Origin of the sequence: Maribacter sp. 6B07 (genome assembly GCF_002700155.1) — a bacterium.
GTDB classification, from domain to species: domain Bacteria; phylum Bacteroidota; class Bacteroidia; order Flavobacteriales; family Flavobacteriaceae; genus Maribacter; species Maribacter dokdonensis.
Genome location: NZ_PDUT01000001.1, coordinates 1,416,768 through 1,441,679, shown reverse-complemented (window position 1 = coordinate 1,441,679; position 24,912 = coordinate 1,416,768). Strand labels below are relative to the sequence as shown.

General features: G+C 36.3%; 26 protein-coding genes. 19 read left to right on the top strand and 7 right to left on the bottom strand.

What is annotated here, in order from left to right:
- Window positions 1–116: 116 nt before the first annotated feature.
- The 8 genes from CSC80_RS06035 to CSC80_RS06000 all read left to right on the top strand — a co-directional run bounded on the left by CSC80_RS06035 (window position 117) and on the right by CSC80_RS06000 (window position 6,728).
- Window positions 117–488 carry a hypothetical protein gene (locus CSC80_RS06035; protein ID WP_143751721.1) on the top strand — a complete coding sequence of 124 codons (372 nt, stop codon included), beginning with the start codon at window positions 117–119 and terminating at the stop codon, window positions 486–488.
- A gap of 51 nt (window positions 489–539) precedes the next feature.
- On the top strand, window positions 540–2,000 hold the full coding sequence (locus CSC80_RS06030; protein ID WP_091607839.1) for an oligosaccharide flippase family protein: 1,461 nt from the start codon (window positions 540–542) through the stop codon (window positions 1,998–2,000).
- Entirely contained in the window at window positions 1,997–2,431 is a 435-nt protein-coding gene (gene dut, locus CSC80_RS06025) for a dUTP diphosphatase (protein WP_099190453.1), read from the top strand. Before CSC80_RS06030 ends, dut begins: the two co-directional genes overlap by 4 nt.
- Before the next feature lie 16 nt (window positions 2,432–2,447).
- A complete protein-coding gene (locus CSC80_RS06020; protein ID WP_099190451.1) occupies window positions 2,448–3,383 on the top strand; it encodes a hypothetical protein in 936 nt (311 codons plus the stop codon).
- Between the two features lie 34 nt (window positions 3,384–3,417).
- Complete coding sequence (locus tag CSC80_RS06015; protein ID WP_236973329.1) at window positions 3,418–4,176, top strand: DUF4292 domain-containing protein; 759 nt, start codon at window positions 3,418–3,420, stop codon at window positions 4,174–4,176.
- Between the two features lie 4 nt (window positions 4,177–4,180).
- On the top strand, window positions 4,181–5,404 hold the full coding sequence (locus CSC80_RS06010; protein WP_058104514.1) for a peptidoglycan DD-metalloendopeptidase family protein: 1,224 nt from the start codon (window positions 4,181–4,183) through the stop codon (window positions 5,402–5,404).
- An 11-nt stretch (window positions 5,405–5,415) separates the two neighbouring features.
- Window positions 5,416–6,261, top strand: coding sequence for an aldo/keto reductase (locus tag CSC80_RS06005; protein ID WP_099191431.1), 846 nt, complete (start codon window positions 5,416–5,418; stop codon window positions 6,259–6,261).
- 254 nt (window positions 6,262–6,515) lie between these two features.
- On the top strand, window positions 6,516–6,728 hold the full coding sequence (locus CSC80_RS06000) for a hypothetical protein (RefSeq protein ID WP_099190449.1): 213 nt from the start codon (window positions 6,516–6,518) through the stop codon (window positions 6,726–6,728).
- A gap of 5 nt (window positions 6,729–6,733) precedes the next feature.
- Here the strand turns inward: CSC80_RS06000 and CSC80_RS05995 are convergent, their stop codons facing one another.
- Complete coding sequence (locus CSC80_RS05995; RefSeq protein WP_058104512.1) at window positions 6,734–7,246, bottom strand: acyl-CoA thioesterase; 513 nt, start codon at window positions 7,244–7,246, stop codon at window positions 6,734–6,736.
- A gap of 60 nt (window positions 7,247–7,306) precedes the next feature.
- Window positions 7,307–8,278 carry an SPOR domain-containing protein gene (locus CSC80_RS05990; RefSeq protein WP_099190447.1) on the bottom strand — a complete coding sequence of 324 codons (972 nt, stop codon included), beginning with the start codon at window positions 8,276–8,278 and terminating at the stop codon, window positions 7,307–7,309.
- A 92-nt stretch (window positions 8,279–8,370) separates the two neighbouring features.
- Here CSC80_RS05990 and dprA point away from each other — a divergent pair, with 92 nt between their 5' ends.
- Window positions 8,371–9,489: a DNA-processing protein DprA gene (gene dprA / locus CSC80_RS05985; protein ID WP_099190445.1), complete on the top strand. Its 1,119-nt coding sequence runs from the start codon at window positions 8,371–8,373 to the stop codon at window positions 9,487–9,489.
- A 181-nt stretch (window positions 9,490–9,670) separates the two neighbouring features.
- On the opposite strand, the gene trpS is transcribed toward dprA, so the two are convergent.
- Window positions 9,671–10,639 carry a tryptophan--tRNA ligase gene (gene trpS, locus CSC80_RS05980; protein ID WP_099190443.1) on the bottom strand — a complete coding sequence of 323 codons (969 nt, stop codon included), beginning with the start codon at window positions 10,637–10,639 and terminating at the stop codon, window positions 9,671–9,673.
- Between the two features lie 69 nt (window positions 10,640–10,708).
- On the opposite strand from trpS, the gene CSC80_RS05975 reads away from it, so the two are divergent.
- Window positions 10,709–11,449 carry a lysophospholipid acyltransferase family protein gene (locus tag CSC80_RS05975; RefSeq protein ID WP_074670942.1) on the top strand — a complete coding sequence of 247 codons (741 nt, stop codon included), beginning with the start codon at window positions 10,709–10,711 and terminating at the stop codon, window positions 11,447–11,449.
- Here CSC80_RS05975 and CSC80_RS05970 read toward each other — a convergent pair.
- From CSC80_RS05970 to recA, 4 genes are all read right to left on the bottom strand, one after another.
- Window positions 11,446–12,960: a hypothetical protein gene (locus CSC80_RS05970; RefSeq protein WP_099190441.1), complete on the bottom strand. Its 1,515-nt coding sequence runs from the start codon at window positions 12,958–12,960 to the stop codon at window positions 11,446–11,448. The genes CSC80_RS05975 and CSC80_RS05970 overlap by 4 nt on opposite strands.
- 32 nt (window positions 12,961–12,992) lie before the next feature.
- The gene (locus tag CSC80_RS05965) at window positions 12,993–13,559 is read right to left on the bottom strand and encodes an RNA polymerase sigma factor (protein WP_071340869.1); all 567 of its coding nucleotides are present in this window, start codon (window positions 13,557–13,559) and stop codon (window positions 12,993–12,995) included.
- Between the two features lie 16 nt (window positions 13,560–13,575).
- Window positions 13,576–14,001, bottom strand: a complete 426-nt coding sequence (locus CSC80_RS05960) for a hypothetical protein (RefSeq protein ID WP_071340870.1) — start codon at window positions 13,999–14,001, stop codon at window positions 13,576–13,578.
- 79 nt (window positions 14,002–14,080) lie between these two features.
- Window positions 14,081–15,088, bottom strand: coding sequence for a recombinase RecA (gene recA, locus CSC80_RS05955; RefSeq protein ID WP_058105109.1), 1,008 nt, complete (start codon window positions 15,086–15,088; stop codon window positions 14,081–14,083).
- 370 nt (window positions 15,089–15,458) lie between these two features.
- On the opposite strand from recA, the gene CSC80_RS05950 reads away from it, so the two are divergent.
- The 9 genes from CSC80_RS05950 (at window position 15,459) to CSC80_RS05910 (ending at window position 24,910) form a co-directional block, all read left to right on the top strand.
- Entirely contained in the window at window positions 15,459–16,490 is a 1,032-nt protein-coding gene (locus CSC80_RS05950) for a rhodanese-related sulfurtransferase (protein WP_074670953.1), read from the top strand.
- A 241-nt stretch (window positions 16,491–16,731) separates the two neighbouring features.
- Window positions 16,732–17,928: a regulatory iron-sulfur-containing complex subunit RicT gene (gene ricT, locus CSC80_RS05945; protein ID WP_099190439.1), complete on the top strand. Its 1,197-nt coding sequence runs from the start codon at window positions 16,732–16,734 to the stop codon at window positions 17,926–17,928.
- Window positions 17,921–18,406, top strand: a complete 486-nt coding sequence (locus tag CSC80_RS05940) for a gliding motility lipoprotein GldH (protein WP_074670959.1) — start codon at window positions 17,921–17,923, stop codon at window positions 18,404–18,406. The genes ricT and CSC80_RS05940 overlap by 8 nt, the downstream gene beginning before the upstream one ends.
- 3 nt (window positions 18,407–18,409) lie before the next feature.
- Window positions 18,410–20,755 (top strand): transglycosylase domain-containing protein, encoded by a 2,346-nt coding sequence (locus tag CSC80_RS05935; protein WP_058104501.1) that lies wholly within the window; start codon window positions 18,410–18,412, stop codon window positions 20,753–20,755.
- Window positions 20,756–20,861: 106 nt separating this feature from the next.
- Complete coding sequence (locus CSC80_RS05930; protein WP_071340875.1) at window positions 20,862–21,560, top strand: CoA transferase subunit A; 699 nt, start codon at window positions 20,862–20,864, stop codon at window positions 21,558–21,560.
- A gap of 4 nt (window positions 21,561–21,564) precedes the next feature.
- Window positions 21,565–22,218: a CoA transferase subunit B gene (locus CSC80_RS05925; RefSeq protein WP_058104499.1), complete on the top strand. Its 654-nt coding sequence runs from the start codon at window positions 21,565–21,567 to the stop codon at window positions 22,216–22,218.
- 490 nt (window positions 22,219–22,708) lie between these two features.
- Entirely contained in the window at window positions 22,709–23,074 is a 366-nt protein-coding gene (locus CSC80_RS05920) for a hypothetical protein (RefSeq protein ID WP_074670962.1), read from the top strand.
- A gap of 146 nt (window positions 23,075–23,220) precedes the next feature.
- Window positions 23,221–23,745, top strand: a complete 525-nt coding sequence (locus CSC80_RS05915; protein ID WP_099190437.1) for a GNAT family N-acetyltransferase — start codon at window positions 23,221–23,223, stop codon at window positions 23,743–23,745.
- Window positions 23,746–23,761: 16 nt separating this feature from the next.
- A complete protein-coding gene (locus CSC80_RS05910) occupies window positions 23,762–24,910 on the top strand; it encodes a serine hydrolase (RefSeq protein ID WP_099190435.1) in 1,149 nt (382 codons plus the stop codon).
- Window positions 24,911–24,912: the final 2 nt, after the last annotated feature.

The window sequence follows — 24,912 nt, the reverse complement described above, 5'->3', positions numbered from 1 at the left end:
TATTAAACCCATATTACTTATTATCTTTATAAGTATAATATGGTCTAATGAAATATCTTAATACTTATTTTTTACTTTTTTGTCTTTGTTTAACTAGTTGTACTTCTCAGAAAAAGTTGCAAGCAGAACCTTCATTTGATATAGGTAAAGCGTCTTGTCAGGAATATGTGAGTGGTCGTGAAGAAAGTGGTTCTGGTACAGAATTGAGAATTCCGGTTACATTGATTGAGAATTCCGATATTCAAATGAATCATGTTTATTTTAGGGGGAAACAGGTAGATGCCATCGTCAATACAGTGAATGGCGAAAATGTGATCGTTGTCAGAATACCTAATACTGCTTCAAAGTCTCCTGAAGCTATAGATTTAAACCTAGGTAAAGATGAGGCCGTTGTGAGTTACAGCGAAAATGGAAAGTTGAAATATGCAAAGGTATCAGACATAAAACAAAAACAACCCCAAATTTATAAAGGCGCACCCAAAAACTAACTTTGTAACTAGGCTTTTAATAGGTACTTTTATCGCCTTAATGTACAGTGCTTGAATCCACTCAAAAAACTTTTTAAACAAACTGCGATCTATGGCTTGGCAACTGTCTTGCCAAGGATGATTTCATTTTTACTTGTACCTATTTATACCGATGTAATGGCACCGGGCAAATATGGTGAGGTTACTTTGATATTTTCTTGGTTTGCAATTTTCAATGTTTTTTTGGCCTACGGTATGGAAACGGCGTTTTTTCGTTTTTACAAGGAGTCAGAAAATAGAAAAAAGGTAGTTAGTACGTCGTTATTATCCATAATGGGCTCAACCGCTTTATTGGTTTTAGTGGGCATATTATTTAAGACGCCATTGTCCACTGCGTTGAATATTGACTTGCCTTTTATGAATTATGTGTTAGGGATATTGGCATTAGATGCTTTAGCTATTATTCCTTTTGCTTGGTTAAGGGCTAACGAAAAGCCAATGCGATACGCCATTGTTAAAATATTAAACGTATCTCTTAATCTAGGGCTCACCTTATTTTTCTTGATCTTCTTACCTAAGATAGCTACAGGTTCATCAACAGGTTTTTTCAACTCGTTATATAAACCGGATTATGAGATACCTTATATTTTAATTGCCAATTTAATTGCTAGTGGTGTTACATTATTATTGATGATCAGGGTTTACATCCGTAAGCCATATGTTTTCGATAAAGATCTCTGGAAAAGGATGGTCCGCTATGCTATGCCGGTTATGGTTGCCGGTATTGCTTTTACCATTAATGAGGTTTTTGATCGCTATCTGTTATCGGAGTTATTGCCAATAGATATTGCCAAAAGTGAAATGGGAAAATATTCAGCATGCTATAAACTTGCGCTGTTCATGACACTTTTTGCGACTGCTTTTAGAATGGGAATTGAACCTTTTTTCTTTAGTCATTCAGATACCAAAAACCCCCAGAAAGCTTATGCTCAGATTACAAATTATTTTGTGGTTTTGGGCAGTATTATTTTATTGTCGGTTGTGGTTTTTTCTGATGTTTTAAAGCGTTTTCTTGTTCTAAATGAATCATATTGGGATGCCATGCCTATAGTTCCATTAATTGTTTTGGCAAGTTTCTTCTTAGGAATTTACCATAACCTGTCCGTTTGGTATAAAGTTACGGATCGCACCAAATTTGGCGCTTATATTTCAATGATAGGTGCCGTACTGACTATAATTATCAATTTGATTTTTATTCCGTATTTCGGCTATATGGCATCAGCAGTGGCTACATTAATGGCATATGGTACCATGATGATGCTTTCATTTTATTTTGGACGTATGTATTATCCCATTCCATATAACTTTAGAAAAATTATCTTTTATTTAGGAATGTCCATCTTGTTTTCTACGCTTTCATTTTACATTTTTGATAGGAACCTATTTATAGGTATACCTTTGTTATTAGTATTCTTGGGCTTGGTATATAAGCTGGAATTTGAAAATCTTAAAAAATTATATCTAAACAGATGAACATAAAAATTATCAATAAGTCAGGTCACGATTTACCCAATTATGAGACCAATGCGTCTGCTGGTATGGACTTAAGAGCTAATCTTGCCGAAGCGGTTACACTACAACCTTTAGGAAGAGCTATTATACCAACTGGTCTTTTCATTGAATTACCTGTAGGTATTGAAGCTCAGGTAAGGCCAAGAAGTGGTTTGGCGGCTAAAAAGGGAATAACCGTACTTAATGCACCTGGCACAATTGATGCTGATTATAGAGGAGAAGTAGGTGTTATTTTAGTAAACCTGTCCAATGAAGATTTTGTAATTGAAAACGGCGAACGTATTGCTCAAATGGTCATTGCAAAACACGAACGTGCAGAATGGAACCAAGTAGAAAGTTTGTCTGAAACTGCTAGGGGAGAAGGCGGTTTTGGTAGTACAGGTGTTAAGTAGAAATCTGATAAATAGTATGGTAAAGGCGGTGTTTTTGGGTTTTGTGATCGGGGTTTTATGTACCCCCTTAACCATTTGTGCACAAGAAACGCCTGAATTGGATATTGAACAAAGTTCAGAAGTTTTCCTTGAAGAGTATTCTGATACTTTTCAAGAAAATTTTTTCGAAGGCTTAAAGCAGAAAGGCATTAGAAATTATGACCGTGCAATTACGTATTTCTTGGAATGTAAGCGTTTACAACCTCAAAATACCGTTGTTTCTTTTGAGTTGGCCAAATTTCATTTGTACGAGAAGCAATACATCAATGCACAAGAGTATGCGGTAGAGGCATTGACCGGAGAACCAGAAAATTATTGGTATGCAGAAACACTTGTAGATGTTATTAACGCCAAAAAATCCGTAATAGACGACGTTAGAGAAGAATTACCATGGAACAATGTTCAGATGAGGGTGAATTTAGCGGAGATCTATTATTTGAACGAAGATTATGTTACCGCACAAACGCTGTTAAAAGGTGTAAATATCTCTAAAAAGCAAGAGTATTTAGCAAAAAAGATTACGGATTCTATTGCTAACCAGAAAAGGACTTTTGTACATTCAGTTAGAGCCGTAAATACTGCACCTAATAAAGATTTAAACAGTATAGAAGGTTTTAAATCTAGAATAGAGGCAATGCTCAAAACAGATACGGGGAATGGTATGTTGTTAAAAACTACGGAAGAAGCAATGGAGAGTTTTCCGTCGCAACCCTATTTTTATTATGCCAACGGAGCTGCTTTGAACAGCTTACAAAAGCATAAAGATGCTATTGAAATATTAGAGGGTGCGTTAGATTATTTAATAGATGATATTCCTTTGGAAAATGCCATTTATAAAGAATTGGTCAAAGCCTATACCGCAACCAATAATACGTCTAAAGCAAATATGTACCTTAGTAAAATTAAATCTTGATGTATAGATGATGAAGTTTTTAAAAATAATAAAAATGAAATATGCCTTACCTATGGTCATGATAATTTTCATGGCATCTTGTAAAAGTACAAAGGTGATTTCTGGGGGTACGGTAGATGCTAAGCTATCATCCAAATCAGTTATAAAGGCACATTATCAAAATGAAGCTGGATTTAAAACATTGGCAGGTAGGGTAAAAATTAGTTATTCTGATGGTGAAACCTCACAGAACGTATCAGTGAGCCTACGTATGGAAAAGGACAAGGCAATATGGATGAGTGCTCCTCTTGGCATTGTTAAGGCTTATATTACTCCAGATAGGGTGTCTTTTTATAATAAATTGGAAAATGAATATTTTGATGGCGACTTCTCGTATTTAAGTGATTTGTTGGGTACAGAAGTTGACTTTTCCATTTTACAAAATCTGCTCACAGGGCAGGCAATTATAGATTTAAGACAAGGAAAATACGATATAGGCATCTCAAATGAGAGTTATCGTTTAACTCCTAAAGAGCAAGACGTTTTATACAAAACATTATTTCAGGTAGAGCCAAAGAACTTTAAGATGGCTTTACAGCAACTTTCGCAACCGCTGGAGAAAAGAGTTTTAGAGATTGCCTATAAAAATTATCAAAGTTTGGATAATGAAATTTTACCTAATGAAATTATGGTAAAAGCAATTACCAAGGATAGTGAAAATAATATAGACCTTGAATTTAAGAATTTGGAGTTGAACGGCACGGTTAATTTTCCATATTCAATTCCTAAGGGTTTTAATGAAATAGAGCTTTAAACAGATGTTGTTCAGATTTAAACCTAGTGTTTTGTTACTATTATTGTTTACTTCGGTAAACCTAATAGCGCAGACTAGCGAGCAAAAAGCTTTAGAGGAAAAACGCGAACAACTTCAATCTGAAATACGCGATATCAATAGATTGCTATTTGCTGAGAAAAAGGAGAAAGGCAACGTTCTGGATCAGATGGAAGCCTTGGATAAAAAAATTACGGTGCGCCAACAATTAATTCGGGTAACCAATCAACAATCTAATTTGTTGAACAGGCAAATTAATACCAATATCAGAAATATTGGCAAATTAAAAACCGAACTACAAGAGGTAAAGGATGAATACGCTAAGATGATACAAAAGTCTTATCAGAATAAATCCAAACAAAATAGATTAATGTTCCTGCTATCTTCAGAAAGCTTCTTTCAAGCCTTTAAAAGGCTTCAATATATGAAGCAATATACAGATTATAGAAAAGAACAGGGAGCTGAGATATTGGCTAAAACTGACGAGCTTTCACGGTTGAATGCCGACCTTAACGAGGAACGAAAAGTAAAAGAGGTATTATTGGCCCAGAACAAAAAAGCAAAGAATCAATTATTTGCCGAAATTCAATCTCAAAAAGCACTTCTAGGAACTATTCGTAAAAATGAAAGCAAGTATGCAAGTGCAATCGAAGCTAAAAAGAAAGAGGCAAGAAAGATCGATCAACAAATAGAAAAATTGATACGAAGTGCTATTGCTGCTTCTAACAAAAAATCTGGTAGCACTTCCAAGAATACCAGCAAATTTGTTCTTACCCCCGAAGCTTCTAGAATAGCCAGCAGTTTTTCAGCGAATAAGGGAAAGCTGATCTGGCCAGTTGAAAAGGGAATTAAGAGTCAGGGGTTTGGAGTGTATGCGGACCCGGTTTACCCAGGGATCAAGCACCAAAGTAATGGTGTGATCATTGCCACGGATGAAGGAGCCAAAGCCAGGGCTATTTTTGAAGGCGAGGTCATTGCAATTTTAGCAGTACCCGGTGGTAACAAAGGTGTTCAAATTAAGCATGGTAACTTTATAAGTACGTATTACAATCTATCTGAACTTTATGTGAAGAAAGGTGATAAGGTATCAAGTAAGGAAGAGTTGGGTATCGTATATACCAACAGGAACAATGGCCAGACCAGGTTAAAATTTTATTTATATCAAGATACGTCTCGTTTAAACCCAGAAGAATGGGTGTACCGTCTTTAAACTGTATTCAAATGGAAAAACACATCAATATTACCGACCTTACAGGGGGTTTTACATTACATAACGGAGTACAAATGCCGTATTTAGGCTTGGGTACTTATCAGTCAGATAATGATCAAGAAGTGGTTAATGCCGTTAAAAGTGCACTTGAAATTGGTTATAGGCACATAGATACTGCTGCAATCTATAAAAACGAAGAAGGTGTTGGTAAGGGTATTCGTGAAAGTGGTATAGATAGGAAAGAAATATTTTTGGTTTCTAAAGTTTGGAATGAAGATCAAGGCTATGATGAAACGCTAAATGCATTTGATGCGAGTTTAAAACGTTTGGGTGTAGACTATCTAGATCTTTACCTTATTCATTGGCCGGTTAGTGGTAAGTATAAAGAAACTTGGCGAGCTTTAGAGTATTTGTATGCTCAAAAGAAAATAAAGGCCATTGGGGTAAGTAACTTTCTTAAACATCATTTAGAAGATATTTTGCAAGATTGTAAGGTGGTGCCAATGGTTAACCAAATGGAGTTTCATCCACATTTGGTACAACAAGATCTTATTGATTTTTGTGCGGCTAAAGGAATTCAATATGAATCTTGGTCTCCCTTTATGCAGGGTAAGGTTTTTGAGTTGGATATTTGTGCAGATTTGGCGAAAAAGTACAATAAGAGCGTAGCGCAGATTATTCTACGTTATAATCTTCAAAAAGGTATTGTCGCTATTCCAAAATCTGTTCATGCAAAACGTATAGCGGCTAATGCGGAAATTTTTGACTTTGAACTATCATCTGAAGACATTTCCTTTTTAGATGGGTTGGAAACTGGTGAACGTATTGGTCCTGATCCCGATAACTTCAATTTTTGATACCCTATTTTGTGATAATGATTTTTATGTTATTTGAATAATATCATTTCTTTAAAAATTAGTTATCATACTGATTTACATGTAGTTATGTTTAGGTAATTTCATTTTTTTTGCGAAATTTGGTTAACTGATTAAAAGGAGACTATCATGGAAAATACCTTTACATTACATTCGACGACTACCGATAAAAATTATAATAAAAGAAGTACAAAGTTAAAAGCGGAAACCTATGAGGGTTTAGATCATATATTCCTATGATGGTCTATGCCGTATTTCTTATAGTAAGTTTAATGATTGCCCTATTTAGTTCATTGCTGTTCTCCAGTATTTTCTTTATAGTAGGCAGTGTAGTCCTAGCAGCACTTTATGTTTGGGTCAATACAAAAGGTGCGGACATGGAAGTTTCTTTTCAAATTGATGTTGATCAGTCTGAATTGGAAAGGGAGTTATACGAACAAGTGGCTTAAAGTAATTATTTGGTAAATAGAGCCTTTAATTCTGTGGCATTGTCCGGTTTCATTTTACCTGCTAAAACCAAACTTAACTGTTTCCTGCGAAGGGCACCCTCAAAACGAGTGATTTCTAAGGGTGTTTCAGGAACCAACTCTGGTACCTCGGTGGGTTTACCGGTTTCATCTACGGCAACAAAGGTATAAATTGCTTCATTTGCCTTAGTTCGTTTTCCGTTATAGCGGTCTTCTATCCAAACATCTATATACACCTCCATAGAAGTATTGTAGGCTCTAGAAACGGCTGCTTCAACAGTAACTACACTTCCTAATGGAATGGCCAAATTAAAGGCAACGTGGTTTACAGATGCGGTAACCGTTATTCTGCGGCTATGTCTTCCTGCGGCTATACTAGCGGCACGATCCATACGGGCCAATAATTCTCCTCCAAATAAATTTTGTAGGGCATTGGTCTCACTAGGGAGTACCATATCTGTCATTGTAGTACGAGATGCTGAAGGCGATTTTGCTTCCATTAAATAGAAATTTTCCGCAAAGATACGGGCATCAATGATACTTATAAAATGTGTGCAGGTTTATTTTTCAGATAACAACCAAGCGTCTTTGGACTGTGTAAGCTTAATTTCACGCAGTGCTTTTAAAGCATCGTTTGCATTTGTAAAGCTATCGAATGTAACCATGTGCAATCCATAAGCATTAGTGCCATAATAGCCAGCATTAAAGCCAAGTGACTTTAGCTGTTCTATTTTTCTGTCCGCATTTCCTTTAACTCTAAAGGCACCAGCAACAATATAATGCATTTCTTCACCTTCGTTAACTGTTGGTTGTGTAGTTGAAGTAGAAGAGGCATCAATGGTTACCGTTGGTAATTCTAATGGTGAAAGATCAAAAAATGTAGCTTCCTGTATTTGCTTGTTAACATACTCTTGGGCATCTTGTCTTGCAACTTGCTCATTGGTACGTTGCTGCTGGTATGCTCTGTATCCTGTAATTCCTGTTGAAAAGGCCAACATTAAAATAGCAGCATATTTCAAGTATGGTCTAAAACGACCGCTTTCTCTACGCTCAGGACTAATAACGAACGGTATTTTTTCTTCAATTTCTACGATTTCCTCTTTTAGTTCTTCCCTTAACACAGGGATTGAATTGAAATTGGAAAGTCCGAAAGAGGACGTTAAATAGTTGGTCTCATTTGCAGGCTGAAACAATATTTTGTCTTCGTTGTTCCTAGTAAGAGATCCAATATTCTTTAAGTGCAATGACGTTTCTTGTATCAAGGCCTCTTGCCAAATTTTCACTTGGTTTTCTATTTCTACCAATGCAGTTTCATAAGAAACTTTCTCGGCATTGGATACATAAGAAACCAAAAGCCCGTCATTTGAAACCAGTTGTCTATTAAAAACAATGGATTTATTGGGTGCGCTGAACGTATTGGTAACTACGTTTAATTTCGCAGAATTTTTTTGGGTAAGGAACGCTCCAAACCCTGGGACAACAACACAGTTGTACCTATAAAGTAAATCGCTTATATAGTGTTCTAAAACCATAGTTGCGCAAATATGGAAAAAATAAAGAGGTATAAAAACCTCTTACGTAACTTTTTATTAACATATTTTTTCACCTAATTTGTGAACAAGAAATGAAAACTACACAACATACTGCCGATGAACTTGTTGCAATACTTCGTTTGCAACATGTCCCCAATATTGGAGATGTCCTCGCAAAAAAATTAATTTCACATTGCGGGAGTCCAACAGCAATTTTTGAAGACAAAAAGCAAAATTTATTAAAAATTGATGGTATAGGTACCCATACAATTAAACATCTTTTTGATCTTGAGCATTTGGAAGCTGCTGAGGCAGAATTCAATTATATTACTAAATATGATATTGAATGCACATATTTTTTAGATGATCATTATCCTAAATATTTAAAGCATTGCATTGATGGGCCTATATTATTATTCAAGAAAGGAAATATTGACCTAGCCCAACGAAAAATTATTAGCGTAGTAGGTACCCGTAAAATAACGAGTTATGGAACGGCTTTTTGTGAGCAGTTTATAGAAGATGTGGCACCACTGGATCCTGTAATCATAAGTGGTTTTGCGTACGGAGTGGATATTTGTATTCAAAGGGAAGCCATAAAACATGGGCTACAGACTGTAGGATGCCTTGCTCACGGCTTAAATCAAATCTACCCTAAAGTTCATGCAAAATATCAAGCTGAAGTGCTTAAAAATGGCGGATTCTACACTGAATTTTGGAGTACAAGTAATCCTGAACGAGAAAATTTTTTAAAAAGAAACCGTGTAATCGCTGGTATAAGTGAGGCTACAGTGGTTGTAGAATCTGCTGAAAAAGGTGGGAGCCTGGTTACCGCTGATACTGCCAATAGTTATAATAGGGATGTATTTGCCGTTCCTGGAAGAACTACGGACAAGTACAGTTTAGGTTGTAATAATTTAATAAAGCAGCAAAAGGCACATGTAATGACCGCAGCGGCAGATTTGATTTATCTGTTAGATTGGGATATAGGAAAAAAGGAAACCAAGCCTATTCAAAAACAATTGTTCATTGAGCTTGATGAAATTGAGCAAGGCATCTACACATATTTACAGAATAATGGCAAGCAGTTATTGGATAGTATTGCCTTAGATTGTAAACTGCCAATTTTTAGAACGTCATCTACCTTATTGACTATGGAAATGAAAGGGGTGATACGACCATTGCCAGGGAAATTGTTCGAGGCTATATAAAGTTATAGCAAACTACTGGGTCTGTTTTTCTAGGTTTGTTACGTATTTTCTTTAGGTTCTTGTTCTTTATCGTGAAATGACTTTATGATGACGATGATTTTAAGACATGGGATAAGTATATTAAAGACAAAAACCGACCATTTGGTCGGTTTTTGTCTTTTGTAGTTTTTTAAACTACTCGTTAATACCCTAACTTTTCACGAACCCTTTCTAGTACTCCGTCTGCAACTTTTCTGGCTTTTTCAGCTCCTAATGCCAATGCGTCATCAATCTCATTAAGATTGTTCATGTAGTATTCAAACTTCTCACGTGGTTCTTCAAATTTATTTACAATGACTTCATAAAGTGCTTGTTTGGCGTGCCCATAACCATAATTTCCTGCTAAATAATTAGCACTCATTTCTTCAATTTGAGGCTGACTAGCTAAAAGTTTATATAGCGCGAATATGTTGTCGTTAGCAGGATCTTTTGGTTCTTCCATGGGAGTGCTATCTGTTTGTATTCCCATAATCTGCTTGCGTAATTTCTTATCTGTCTGAAACAAGCTGATCAAGTTGCCCTTACTCTTACTCATTTTGGCACCATCTGTGCCAGGTATATACATGGTTTCTTCTTGTACTTTTCCTTCTGGTAATACAAAAGTTTCACCTAATTGTGCATGAAAACGAGATGCGACATCACGCGTCATTTCAATATGTTGCATTTGATCCTTGCCTACAGGTACTATGTTGGCGTCATATAATAGAATATCTGCCGCCATTAACATGGGGTAGGTAAAAAGTCCGGCATTTACATCGTCTAATCTATCTGCCTTATCTTTAAAAGAATGGGCAAGTGTTAAGCGTTGGTATGGAAAAAAGCAACTAAGGTACCAAGCTAATTCTGTGGTTTGCGGTACATCGCTCTGTCTGTAAAAAACGGTGTTTTCAATATCCAGACCAAAAGCAAGCCATGTTGCTGCAACTGCATAAGTGTTATGGCGTAATTCTTCGCCATTTTTTATTTGTGTCAACGAATGCATATCTGCAATGAACAGAAAAGATTCGTTAGACGGATCATTGGCCATATCTATTGCCGGTTTGATCGCTCCTAGAATATTTCCTAAATGTGGTGTTCCCGTACTTTGAATACCTGTTAAAATTCTTGCCATTTTCTTTAATTGTATCAAGCAAAGGTAAAACAATACAAAAAAACTATCCTAAATAACTACTTTTGATTTATGCTTAAAGTCGTTAGACAAATTGGTCAGACCTTATATCGAATTTGGTTTTATATTCTAGTAGCCATACCTATCATTATATTTTTCCCTGTATTGGTCGTTTTTGCCTCAAAAGAGACTTGGTATCCGCAGTTTTTTTGGATGGCAAGAAACCTATGGGCAAAGCCGATACTGTACGGTATGTTTTGTTTTCCAAAAGTGACTTATGAGCAACGTTTGATTAAGAAGAAGAGCTATATGTTGGTGGCCAACCACACCAGCATGCTAGATATAATGCTAATGCTTGTGGTTAGTAAAAATCCGTTTGTATTCGTTGGTAAAAAGGAGTTGGTGAAAATACCACTTTTCGGATTCTTTTATAAACGAGTTTGTATTATGGTAGATCGGGATAATACCCAAAGTAGGACAGGAGTGTACAGAAGAGCACAGAAAAGGCTTCAGCAAGGGTTAAGTATTTGTATTTTTCCAGAAGGCGGTGTTCCAGAAGAACATGTGTTGTTGGATAAATTTAAAGATGGGGCATTTAAAATGGCCATTGCCCATAAAATACCCGTAGTGCCTATGACATTTTATGATAACAAAGAGCGTTTTTCCTTTACGTTTTTTAGTGGTGGCCCTGGTAAATGTAGGGCTAGAGTGCACAAGTTTGTAGAGACCCACTCATTGTGCCCAGAAGACACAGTAAACTTGCGGGACCGAGTAAGAAAAACAATACTTGATGATTTGATCAAGAATAGTTAAAATTTGAAAGTTAGGCCACTATAAACGCCAACAGAATACGGTCTAAATGTTCCATTTACATCAGAAAATGTGTTGAGCTGGTATTTAAAAATGGGTTCAACATTAAAACGGACTTTTTGTGAAAAATTATAATTTAACCCTAGACCCATATTGGCACTAAAATTAAGGTCGTTAATATTGTTTGCCTCTCCAATTTCAGTAGTTAGATCTCCAGATGTTAACGATACGGCATTATCTATTAAGAAAAGTGAACTGACACCGCCAATAATGTTTACCCCGAATTTTTTATCCAATAGGGCATAATTCAATTCTACAGGAAGCTCTAAATAGCCAAACTGTTGAGACATAAACCCATCTCTTGTAGGGCTTTTTGCTGTAACATCTTGGGCTAAATTGGTAGTGGTATACTTTTCAGAAGTAACAATGTTACTTGCAATTGTCAATGTATTTGAGGTTTCGGCATAATTAATTGTGGATAATTGACCACCTTTAGAAGCTAAACTGGAAGAAGAGGAAAATGCTACATCTTCCGTGTCATAACCATAATCAACTTTATTGATCCCAGAACGAATAGTTAGTTTTTTAGTCACGGCATAAGCCACGGTTACACCGTAACTCATATTTATATTACCACTTTTGGTATTAGGAGTAAAAATAGAATTGACTGGAGAACCTTCACCAAGTGCATTAAAATATACTGGTGCAACATTGGGACCTGCGGACCATCTATTGGTTGCTACTTTTTCCTTTTTCAATTCTTCTTGGTGTTCTATTTCCTCAAAAATTGATTTTTTGTTGGGTTCAACTGTTTCAGTAGTTTCTTCAATAGGGGTGTTGGCAGTAACGGTATGTTCTTCTTTAAGATTATCCGTGTTTAGAGATTTAAAGGATTCTCTTTTATTGATGGCCATGGCTTCGCTTGAATTCAAATCTTCGTTTAGCGGATTTTCCGTGTTGTTTTGATTAAAGCCTTCTTTAGAGATGTTTTCGGTAATTAAAGTTTCTTGTGATGAAGCATTGGTTTCTTGGTCAATAGTATTGTTTTTGGCAATATGGTCTGTGGTTTGAGCCTTTTTATCGTTGATTTTTTTGGTTAAAACTGTAGATGTATTGGTTTGTTTTTCCGGGTTTAATGAGCTGTCTTCAGGATCATTTACAGATTCTTCATTAGTTATGCTTTGTTCAACAATGGCATTTGAATTGGTAGTTATGGAGTCGATAAAAACCTCATTTTCGGTGTTCGGTTGAATGTCATCAATGGTTGTAGGGGCATTGTCGGTTTCCACCAAAATCTCATTGGTAGTTGGTTCTTCTGTAAGCTGATTAAAAATCAATAATCCGATCAATAAAGCTGCCGCTATTCCACTTAATGACCACCATATAGGTATCACCCTTCTCTTTTTTCTTTTGTCCAATGACGCATCAATCGCACGCCAGACCTTATTGTCCGGTGCTTGTTTGAAGTCCGAGAGTTTATCTCGAAAAAGTTCGTCTATATTTTTTCTCTGCATCTAGTACTATTTCAGTCTATAATCATGTTAGATTATAAAAAGTGATTTGATATTATGATAAGGACACTAATAATGGACTGTGTTACCTTTGTTTCTATTTTTTCTTTTAATAATGCGCGCGCCCTTGCGAGATTGGATTTTGAAGTACCTACCGAAGTACCCAGTATTTCGCTGATCTCTTTATGGGTGTATCCATCCAAAACATATAAATTGAATGTAGCTCTGTATTTGTTGGGCAATTCTTGTATGTAGCCCAAGAGGGTTTGTAGACTTATATCGCTAAAGGCGTTATCTACGGTTACTTCTTCTTCTGTGTTATCCGTAACTACATTTAAATACTCTTCTTTTCTATATTTTTGAAGAGCGGTATTGACCGTAATTCTTTTCATCCATCCTTCAAAAGAACCTTTGTTTTTAAACTGACCTATTTTGTCATAGATGGTCATAAAGCTATCATGTAGGGTGTCTTCTGCTTGAGATTTGGATTTTGAATATTTTAAACATATGCCAAAGAGGGTAGTTGCGTAGGCTCTATACAATAGTTCCTGCGCTTTGCGGTCTCCTTTTTTGCAATTATGTATGAGTTCTTCTAGACTCACAAATGGTCGGTTGTTTTTAAGGTTTGTTTACTGGAACTACAATTTCCATATATTCTGCCTCTCCGTCACTATTGTTTCCGGTATAAAATTTAAATGTATATGGTTTATCATAGATTACCTGAAAGTTAAAAGATGCAGTTTCCTGTATTAATTCTTCAGTGCAATCATCGAAATCTGTTCTTACGGTGCCTATGGCAACTACGCTTCTAACGGTCAAGGAATCCTTTACAACATCAAACCCTTCGTAATACGTACAGCTATCTGGTTTTAAATAATCTACAGATATTTTGTAGGTTTCGTTTAAATCAAACGATTCTGGTACTTCTGCTTCTACAATTTCCAGCGCTGTAAAATGGAAATTGGCGCCATCATCATCAATAGAACAACCATTGCATAGAAATGCCATGACGGTTGCCAGCAGCATTATCTTTTTTCTCATCATATAACAGTTTTGTTTATAAGATGAAAAGTAAGTGCAATGGTTGCGTTAAGTTACTTTTGCTAAAGTATATTTATTGAATTTATGCATTTAAGGCTGCAATGGCTTCTCTGATCTTACCATCTAATTCCTCAAATAATTCAGGATTATCCAATAATAGGTTTTTAACCGCATCACGACCTTGACCTAATTTTGTGTCGCCATAGCTAAACCAAGAACCACTCTTTTTTACTATTTCATATTCAACACCTAGGTCTATTACCTCGCCAACTTTAGAAATACCTTCGCCATACATAATATCAAACTCTGTAGTACGGAAAGGTGGTGCAACCTTGTTCTTTACAACTTTAACCCTTGTTTTGTTTCCTTGTACGTTACCATCGGTATCTTTTATTTGAGTAGATCTTCTAATATCTAAACGAACGGAAGCATAAAATTTAAGGGCGTTACCACCAGTAGTGGTTTCTGGGTTACCGAACATAACACCAATTTTTTCACGTAATTGGTTAATGAAAATTACTGTACAATTTGTTTTGCTGATAGAACCGGTAAGTTTTCTGAGCGCTTGTGACATTAAACGTGCATGAAGCCCCATTTTAGAGTCACCCATTTCACCTTCGATCTCACTTTTTGGGGTTAATGCCGCAACTGAATCCACAACAACAATATCAATAGCCCCAGAACGTATTAGATTGTCTGCAATTTCTAGTGCTTGCTCCCCATTATCTGGTTGAGAAATAATTAAATTGTCAATATCTACCCCTAATTTTTGAGCGTAAAAACGGTCAAAGGCATGTTCTGCATCAATAAATGCCGCAATACCTCCATTTTTTTGAGCCTCGGCAATGGCATGTAGGGTCAAAGTGGTTTTACCAGAAGATTCCGGTCCGTAAATTTCAATTACCCTACCTCTTGGGTAACCGCCTACACCTAATGCAATATCTAAACCTAATGAGCCAGAAGGAATCACTTCAACATCTGCAACAACACTATCCCCCATTTTCATTACAGCGCCCTTTCCGTAGGTCTTATCCATTTTGTCAAGGGTCAACTTTAATGCTTTTAATTTTGCTTCTTTTTCAGAACTCATTTTCATAATTTTTTGGAAAGCTAAATTACCAATTCTTTTTTGAACTATATAATATTGAAACCGTTTACGCAACCAATTTATGTATTTGACATCTATTTAAAAATAGAAGTTGCTTTATTGGTAATAGATCGCTGTTTAGTGTTGGCGATTTTTGGTGGCTATTTCCTTTTGTACTCTCTAAGAATGTTATGAAAAAGAAAAAATGGGATAGCCTTTAAAGAGCCTTGTTTATAAACAGGGCTCTTTTTAATTTATATAAGGTGTTAAACCTTTATTAAATAGGGGTTTCTTCAGAATTATCGTTATTTTTGCCCTTCAAAAAATTTCTATAACCTTCTGCCTATGGGCAGGCTTAAATTATTAGTATAGCATGCAACTGTACAATACGTTAAGTGCAATAGAAAGAGCGGCTTTAATTGAAGAAGCGGGCAAGGAGCGCCTTACGATCTCTTTCTATACCTATGCACACATTGGTAATACCACTATTTTTAGAAATCACCTTTTTATCCATTGGAATGAAATGGACGTTCTTGGGCGAATTTATGTTGCCCATGAAGGTATAAACGCCCAACTTTCTGTTCCTGCGGAAAACTTCAGTGTTTTTAAGGCACATTTAGACAGTATTTCATTTTTGGAGAATGTAAGATTGAACATTGCCATAGAACAAGACAACCTTTCTTTCTTGAAACTAAAAGTAAAAGTGCGCAAGAAAATTGTAGCCGATGGATTAGAGGATAATTCTTTTGATGTAACCAACAAGGGTATTCACGTGGGGGCAGAACAGTTCAATGAGCTTATTGAAGATCCAGATACTGTGCTAGTGGATATGCGTAACCATTATGAAAGTGAAATAGGTCATTTTAAAAACGCCATAACTCCAGATGTTGATACGTTTAGAGATTCGTTGGATATCATTGAAAAGGACTTGGCAGATCATAAGAAAGACAAGAAACTTGTAATGTACTGTACCGGTGGCATTAGATGTGAAAAAGCCAGTGCTTATTATAAACATAAAGGTTTTGAGCAGGTATATCAGTTAGAAGGGGGTATTATTGAATATACCAGACAAGTGGAACAAAAGAAACTTGAAAATAAGTTTAGAGGTAAGAACTTTGTTTTTGATCACAGAAGGGGAGAGCGTATTAGCGATGACATCATTGCCAATTGCCACCAATGCGGCGCACCTTGCGATGATCACGTGAACTGTGCCAATGAAGCTTGCCACTTATTATTTATTCAATGTAAGTCTTGTGCGGAAAAGATGAATAATTGTTGTTCAGATGCTTGCAAAGAAGTACATGAGTTACCGTATGAAGAGCAAAAGGCGCTAAGAAAAGGTAAGGTAGTCAGCAATAAGATATTCAAGAAAGGACGGTCTGAGGTGTTGAAGTTTAAAAAATAGAGCTTCGTTTGTATAGTAAACGTCAGAGCTAAGGCTGTTTTAGGTGTCTAAAGCTTGCTTTTTGAACACTCTTTTGTTGTGAAAACCCTATGGGCGACTAATAATTATTGAAGCTTTTTAAAACGGTTAGAGAGAACTTAGCTTTTATTTCACATTAAAAAAACTGTATCTTTACCTATAAGTTTTTTATGAACCTTTTTTGGTGAATTTTAGAAAATTCGACCAAATCAATATATATAATATGGGTTGTAGTAGTTGTTCTACCGGTAAGGATGGACAACCAAAGGGATGCAAGAATAACGGTACTTGCGGTACAGATGGTTGCAATAAACTGACAGTTTTTGACTGGCTTTCAAATATGTCGCTCCCAAACGGGGAACGACCATTCGATTTTGTTGAGGTAAGATTTAAAAATAGTAGAAAAGAGTTTTTTAGGAATACTGAAAATCTCTCACTTTCCATTGGTGATATAGTTGCCACACAAGCACAGTCAGGTCATGATATTGGCATGGTTACCTTAACGGGTGAGCTTGTTCGTGTGCAAATGAAACGAAAAAAGGAATCTTTTAAAGAAGAAGAGGCTCCTAAAATCTATAGAAAAGCCAGCCAAAAAGACATTGATATTTGGCAAAAATGTAGAGATCGAGAAGAAGAAATTAAGAAAAGAGCACGAGAAATAGCTATTATCTTAAAACTTCAAATGAAAATTTCCGATGTTGAGTTTCAAGGTGATGGCTCTAAAGCTACGTTCTATTATACCGCAGATGAGCGTGTAGATTTTCGTCAGTTGATAAAAGACATGGCCAAGGCTTTTGGCATTAGAATAGAAATGCGTCAAATAGGCTATAGGCAAGAAGCCCAGCGTCTTGGTGGTATAGGTTCTTGTGGTAGAGAATTATGTTGTTCTACTTGGTTGACCGATTTTAGATCGGTAAGTACCTCTGCGGCACGCTACCAACAATTATCATTGAACCCGCAAAAGTTGGCAGGTCAATGTGGTAAGCTTAAGTGCTGTTTAAATTATGAGCTAGATGTGTATTTAGATGCGCTTAAAGACTTTCCTTCCCAAGATACAAAGTTGTTTACGGAGAAGGGTCTAGCTTTTTGTCAAAAAACGGATATTTTTAAAGAAATGCTTTGGTTTTCTTATAAAGAAGATCCGGGCAATTGGCACGTGCTTTCTAAAGATCAGGTCAATGAAATCCTTCAAAAAAATAAAAAGAAGGAAAAGGTAGCTAGCCTTGAAATGTACGCAATGGAAATTGTAGTAGAGGAAAAAGTAGTTTTTGAGAATGTTGTTGGTCAGGATAGTCTTACCCGTTTTGATAAGCCTAAAGGCGGAGGAAACAGGAACAAGAGCAGAAACAAGAACAAGAATCGAAACCGTAATAAGAACAAGAATAGAAATCGTAATAGAAATCAAAAGAAGAATGCGTAGTATATTTTGTTGTTTTTTAGCACTTGTGCTCTTTGCTTCTTGTGACAGCAATATTATAAAATCTGAATACAGAACATTGGAAGATGGTGTTTGGAACAAGGATAATGTTTTAGAGTTTTCTCTAAGTGAAATGGATACCGTTACGGAACATGATATCTTTATCAATGTAAGAAATGACAATACCTTTCCATATAGTAATTTATTTATTATTGCAGCTCTAACTACACCTGAAGGTGAGGTTACTAAAGACACACTTGAATATGCCATGTCTTTACCAGACGGTACATGGTTGGGCAAGGGTAACGGTAGTATAAAGGAAAGTAAATTGTGGTATAAGGAAAACATCGTTTTTTCCTCTTCTGGCGTATATACTATTGAGGTATCCCAAGCAATGCGTAAAAACGGTAATGTTTCTGGTATTATTAACTTAGAAGGTATTACTGATGTAGGTATAGAAGTAACAAAAAGCACCCCTTAAAAAATGGCAAAAGCGGTAAAAAAGAAAACAACCAATAATTTTTCCAAATTCATCTTGTGGTTTTGGATCTTATTTGCATCTGGTATTGCCTTAGTGGCACTAATATTTTTATCTGCCTCATGGGGGCTGTTCGGTGAATTGCCACCCTATGAGTATTTAGAGAATCCACAAACCAATTTGGCATCACAGATTATATCTTCAGATGGCAAACTTTTGGGTAAGTTTTATTTAGATGATAACCGTACAGATGTAAAGTTTGAAGAACTTCCGGATAATCTGGTGAATGCACTTATTGCAACGGAAGATGCTCGTTTTAGAGACCATTCGGGTATTGATGCTCGTGGTACAGTAAGGGCATTCGCATATTTGGGAAGTAAAGGTGGTGCCAGTACTATTTCGCAGCAATTGGCGCGTCAGCTTTTCGTTGGGGTTCGTTCTAGAAGCAAGTTCGATGCTATAAAACAAAAAATAAAAGAATGGGTACTTGCTATTCGGTTAGAGCGTAGTTATACCAAAGAAGAAATCATAAGTATGTATTTCAATATCTATGATTTTGGTAACAACGCAGATGGTATTAGATCGGCTGCTCGTATATATTTTGGTAAAGAACCTAAGGATCTTAAAATTGAAGAATCTGCTATGTTGGTGGGTATGTTCAAGAACTCATCGCTTTTTAATCCATTGCGTAGAGAAGAAATGGTAAAGACCCGTAGGGATGTTGTTCTTGCCCAAATGGCAAAATATGATTATATCACCGAAGTTGAGAAAGATTCGCTTCAAGCGATGAAAATGGATATCAATTACAATCCTGAAACACATAGCGTAGGTCTAGCTACATATTTTAGAATGTATTTGCAACGTTTCATGAAAGATTGGATCGATAAAAATCCAAAGCCGGCCATTGGTGATGAACCGGACAAGTATAATTTGTATTTAGACGGACTCAAAATTTACACTACCATTGATTCTAAAATGCAGGCTAATGCAGAAGAAGCGGTCAATGAGCACATGACAAAATTGCAAGCGGAGTTCTTTCATCAAAATACACCGGATAGAAATAAAACCGCCCCTTTCTTGGATATTACACCAGAAGAAACGAAGGCAATTATGGAACGGGCTATGAAAAATTCCGATCGATGGAAGATTATGAAAAGCGAGGGTAAATCTGAAAAGGAGATCCGAGAGTCTTTTGATAAGAAAACAGAGATGACCGTTTTTGATTGGAAAAGTCCAACAAAAGAAAAAGATACAATTTTAACTCCGCGAGACTCTATTCGTTATTATAAAGCATTTTTAAGAACGGCAATGATGTCCATGGAACCACAAACGGGTCATGTAAAAGCATGGGTAGGTGGTATTAATTACAAGCATTTTCAATATGATAATGTAATTCAAGGAGCAAGACAAGCAGGTTCTACGTTTAAACCTTTTGTATATGCTGCCGCTATAGACCAGTTAAGGCTATCTCCTTGTGAAACTCGCCCAGATACACAATATTGTATAGAAGCGGGCAAACACGGTAACATGGAGCCTTGGTGCCCAAGAAACTCTAACCTTAAATATTCTGGTAATAGCTATTCTTTAAAGAAAGCCTTAGCAAATTCTGTAAACACCGTTACGGCACAATTGATTGATGAGGTGGGACCAAAATCTGTAGTGAGCATGGTACGTAATCTTGGTCTTACGGGAGATATTCTAGAAGTACCTTCAATTGCTTTAGGTACGTTAGATGTTAATGTATATGAAATGGTTGGTGCATATGGCGCCTTTGCAAATCAAGGTGTATATGTTAAGCCTGTTATGGTTACACGTATTGAAAATAAAGATGGTACCGTACTATATGAGTATGTACCAGAAACAAAAGATGTCCTAAGTAAAGATGTTTCTTATGCTATTTTAGACCTAATGAAGGGTGTAACCCAAGGTGGTTCAGGTACACGTTTAAGAACAACTGGGTTTAATAAATGGAGACCGGAGTATGATGAAATTATAACGGGTTATCCTTATAAGTTAACCAACCCTATTGCGGGTAAAACAGGTACTACTCAAAACAATAGTGATGGTTGGTTTATGGGTATGGTGCCTAATCTTGTTACCGGTGTTTGGGTTGGCGGTGAAGAAAGATCGGTTCACTTTAAAAGTATCACATATGGTCAAGGTGCCTCTATGGCTTTGCCTATATGGGGACTATATATGACCAAGAATTATGCTGATGAGGAGTTGGGTATTTCAAAAGAAGACTTTGTTAAACCTGAAAATATGTCCATTGAAATTGATTGCGATAAATTTGTTGAAGGCACTAATACTGATTCGGACACAGATGATGATCTAGATGATTTAGATTTTTAAGAGATAATGTAATGTATTTAAAAAAGGTCTTGGCGTGCGCTAAGACCTTTTTTTATTTTATCCCATTTATATTCGGTATTTTAGTAACAAGATAATTAATAACAAAATGATACGTAAAACTGTAAATAATGTAACCGAAGCATTAGCGGGTGTTAAAGATGGAATGACCTTTATGTTGGGCGGATTTGGTCTTTGCGGTATACCCGAAAATGCAATTACTGAACTAGTAAGATTGGGTGTAAAGGATATTACCTGTATATCCAATAATGCGGGAGTGGATGATTTTGGCTTGGGATTATTGTTGCATCAACATCAAATTAAGAAAATGGTATCTTCTTACGTTGGTGAAAACGATGAATTTGAAAGACAAATGTTAAGTGGTGAGTTAGAGGTAGAGTTGACACCACAGGGCACATTAGCTGAAAAATGTAGGGCTGCCCAGGCTGGTTTTCCCGCATTTTATACTCCTGCTGGATATGGTACAGAAGTAGCCGAAGGTAAGGAGGTTAGAGAATTCAATGGTAAAATGTACATTTTAGAAGAAGCATTTAAGGCAGATTATGCTTTTGTAAAAGCTTGGAAGGGTGATGCTGCCGGAAATTTAATTTTTAAAGGTACGGCACGTAATTTTAATCCTTGTATGTGTGGAGCAGCTAAAATTACCGTTGCGGAGGTAGAAGAGTTGGTGCCCGAAGGTGAGTTGGATCCAAACCAAATACATATACCTGGTATTTTTGTTCAACGCATATTTCAGGGTAAGGGTTATGAGAAAAGAATAGAACAAAGAACTGTACGTCAAAAATAAGCTCATGTTAGATAAAAACGGAATTGCAAAAAGAATTGCACAAGAAGTAGAAGACGGTTATTATGTTAATCTAGGTATTGGTATTCCTACCTTGGTCGCAAATTATGTACGAGATGATATTAGCGTGGAGTTTCAAAGTGAAAACGGAATTTTAGGTATGGGTCCCTTTCCAGTGGAAGGAGAAGAAGATGCAGATTTGATCAATGCGGGTAAACAAACGATAACTGCATTACCTGGAGCTTCTTTTTTCGACTCGGCCACAAGCTTTGCCATGATAAGGGGTAAGCATGTTGATTTGACTATTTTGGGGGCAATGGAAGTGGCTGAGAATGGCGATATAGCCAATTGGAAAATACCCGGTAAAATGGTGAAGGGAATGGGTGGCGCTATGGATCTTGTAGCTTCAGCGGAGAATATCATAGTTGCGATGATGCATACCAATAGAGCTGGGGATTCTAAGCTATTAAAACGTTGTAGTTTGCCATTAACGGGTGTGGGTTGCGTAAAAAAGATAGTTACCAACTTAGCTGTTCTAGAGGTAACTGAGAACGGATTTCTATTGTTAGAGAGAGCACCAGGTGTTAGTGTTGATGAAATTAAGAAGGCTACGGAAGGTCAGTTAATTGTACCTGATCAGGTTAAAGAAATGGAGGTTTAGAATACCGTGAATTCATCGGTGAAATGTGCTTTTCATTTTTTTCACAACAGGTTATATTCTATACACAACAATTTTTGTTGGAATTGGGGGAAACAAATATATCTTTAGGTCTCAATAAAACCCTTAATCTATTAATTACTTAACCACCATGAATTCTCAAACAAACAACATTACACCAGAACATAAGGTACAGGTTTACAGAAATGACTTTTTAAGCGGATTTCTTAGACTTACTAAAAAGCTGTTTATGCTATAAATAAACTGTAAAGAATTAAAAAAAGAGCGACATATTAGTCGCTCTTTTTTTTTGCACCATGTCTAGATATTTCTTTAAATATTATTACGGTGCTCAATTCATAAACCAATCAGTAGAAGTTCACAACAGATTTGCTAAGTTTTACCACAAATATTATTTTGTAAGAAAAAGACTACATATATTTGTATTGTAATTAAGAGTGAATCCCAAATCGCTTTTGAAACTTAACCTAATATGAAGTATGTATTCAACTATCTGGTTCTGATGGTACTGGTTACCTCATGTTCCAAAATAGAGGAGAACAATGACCCCATAATCGGTATTTGGCAGCATACAGTGAAAACTGCTACCAATGAAAATAAAATGGTGGTAGATAATGAGGAATGGATTTTCAATGACGTTTATTTAGGTAGGTTTCATGGCTATAACAAGGGTCAAGTGGTTTACCTAACAGATTTCAGTTGGAGTGTTCACGACGGAATTTATATAGTAAGCTATCCAGGCACAGATTTCCCCGACGATTTTGTAAAAATGGAAGAAACCGACGATGGTACTATTTTAATGAGAACAGAAGGAAAATTATTTGCAGAAAAACAATAAAAGTTCGCATATGAAAAATGCCCGCGAATAATAATACCGCTTTTGTAGAGCGGTATTAAAAACAGATAAGTTATCAAATCAACCTTTTTATAGAATTTCCCCCGATTAGGAGCAAAGTAATTTGCTCCTTTTTCTATTTTAGTAATATGGAACTCACATTTACCAAATGTTCTCTTAAAGATGCGGAACAATTAAGATTGATTTCTGAGCAGACCTTTGTAAATGCCTTTGAAAAAGATAACGACCCCGCAGATTTTAAAGATTATATAGAAAAGGCTTTTGCCTTTAATAAAATTAAATCTGAACTTTTAAATGCCAACAGCGAGTTTTATTTCGTATTCAGAAATGATATGTTGGTGGGTTATTTTAAACTCAACGTGCTTTCTGCGCAATCAGACGTTAAAAGAGCTGATAGCATAGAGTTGGAACGCATCTATGTTTTAAAGGAGTATCAAAATTTAGGTTTAGGGAAACAATTTTTGCATCACATTAAAAATATAGCATTAATAAAAAATAAGAAAATGCTATGGTTAGGGGTATGGGAAGAAAATGCAAGGGCAATTAAATTTTATGAACGTCACGGTTTTCAAAAATTTGACACCCACCCGTATTTCATAGGCTCAGATGAGCAGACTGATTGGTTAATGCAGTTCGATTTAAGTACCTTGTAACTTTAAACCAACATTTATGAAATATTCTCTTATCATCTTTTTGACTATTTTCTTAATTGGAAATATTCATGCTCAAGATTATTATTTTCCCAATCCGAACGCTTCTTGGGAACAGCGTGCTCCAAAAGACTTTAAAATTAAAGACGCATTATTGCAAGAAGCTATTGCTTTTGCAGAAGACAATGAATACTCTGGGTCTAGAGATTTACGTATAGCAATTGTTAAGGGTTTTGAGCGCGAACCTTTTCATAAAATATTGGGACCTACAAAGAAAAGAGGCGGACCTGCTGGTATGATTTTAAAGAATGGCTATGTGGTTGCACAGTGGGGAGATACAAAGAGAGTTGATATGACCTTTAGTGTCACTAAAAGTTTTTTAAGCACCATGGCCGGTCTGGCAGAAGACCAAGGTCTCATTGAAGACACCAAAAATTTGGTGGGTGATTACGTATGGGACGGTACTTTTGATGGTACCCATAATTCCAAAATTACATGGGAACATCTGCTACAGCAAAACTCGGCTTGGTCAGGTGAGCTATGGGGAGGTAAGGACTGGGCAGATAGACCGCCGAGTACTGGAAATATTGATGACTGGAAAATGGAAATGCCCAAAGAGCCGGGTACTGTTATGGAATATAATGATGTTCGTGTAAATGTTTTGGCATATTCCCTAACCCAGGTTTGGCGTAAACCAATGCCGTTGGTGCTAAAGGAAAATATTATGGATAATATTGGGGCATCTACTACATGGCGTTGGTATGGCTATGATAATGCATGGACAGAGATAGATGGTCTACAAATGAAATCGGTCACTGGAGGAGGTCATTCAGGGGCAGGAATGTTTATCAGTACCCAAGATATGGCACGCTTTGGTCTGTTGTTCTTAAATAATGGTAGGTGGGAAAATAAACAATTGATTTCCGAAGAATGGATTAAAAAGGCAACAACACCATCCATACCTAATAGTAACTATGGGTATATGTGGTGGTTGAATAAAAAGGGTGCAAGACATTGGGAAGGATTATCTGAAAACATTTATTACGCTGCCGGTTTTGGAGGTAATTTTATAGTTATAGACAAAGAAAATGATCTTGTAGTCGTTACACGTTGGTTAGAACCGAATAAAATTGGAGCATTTGTGAAGAAAGTAAACGCTGCCTTATAAAT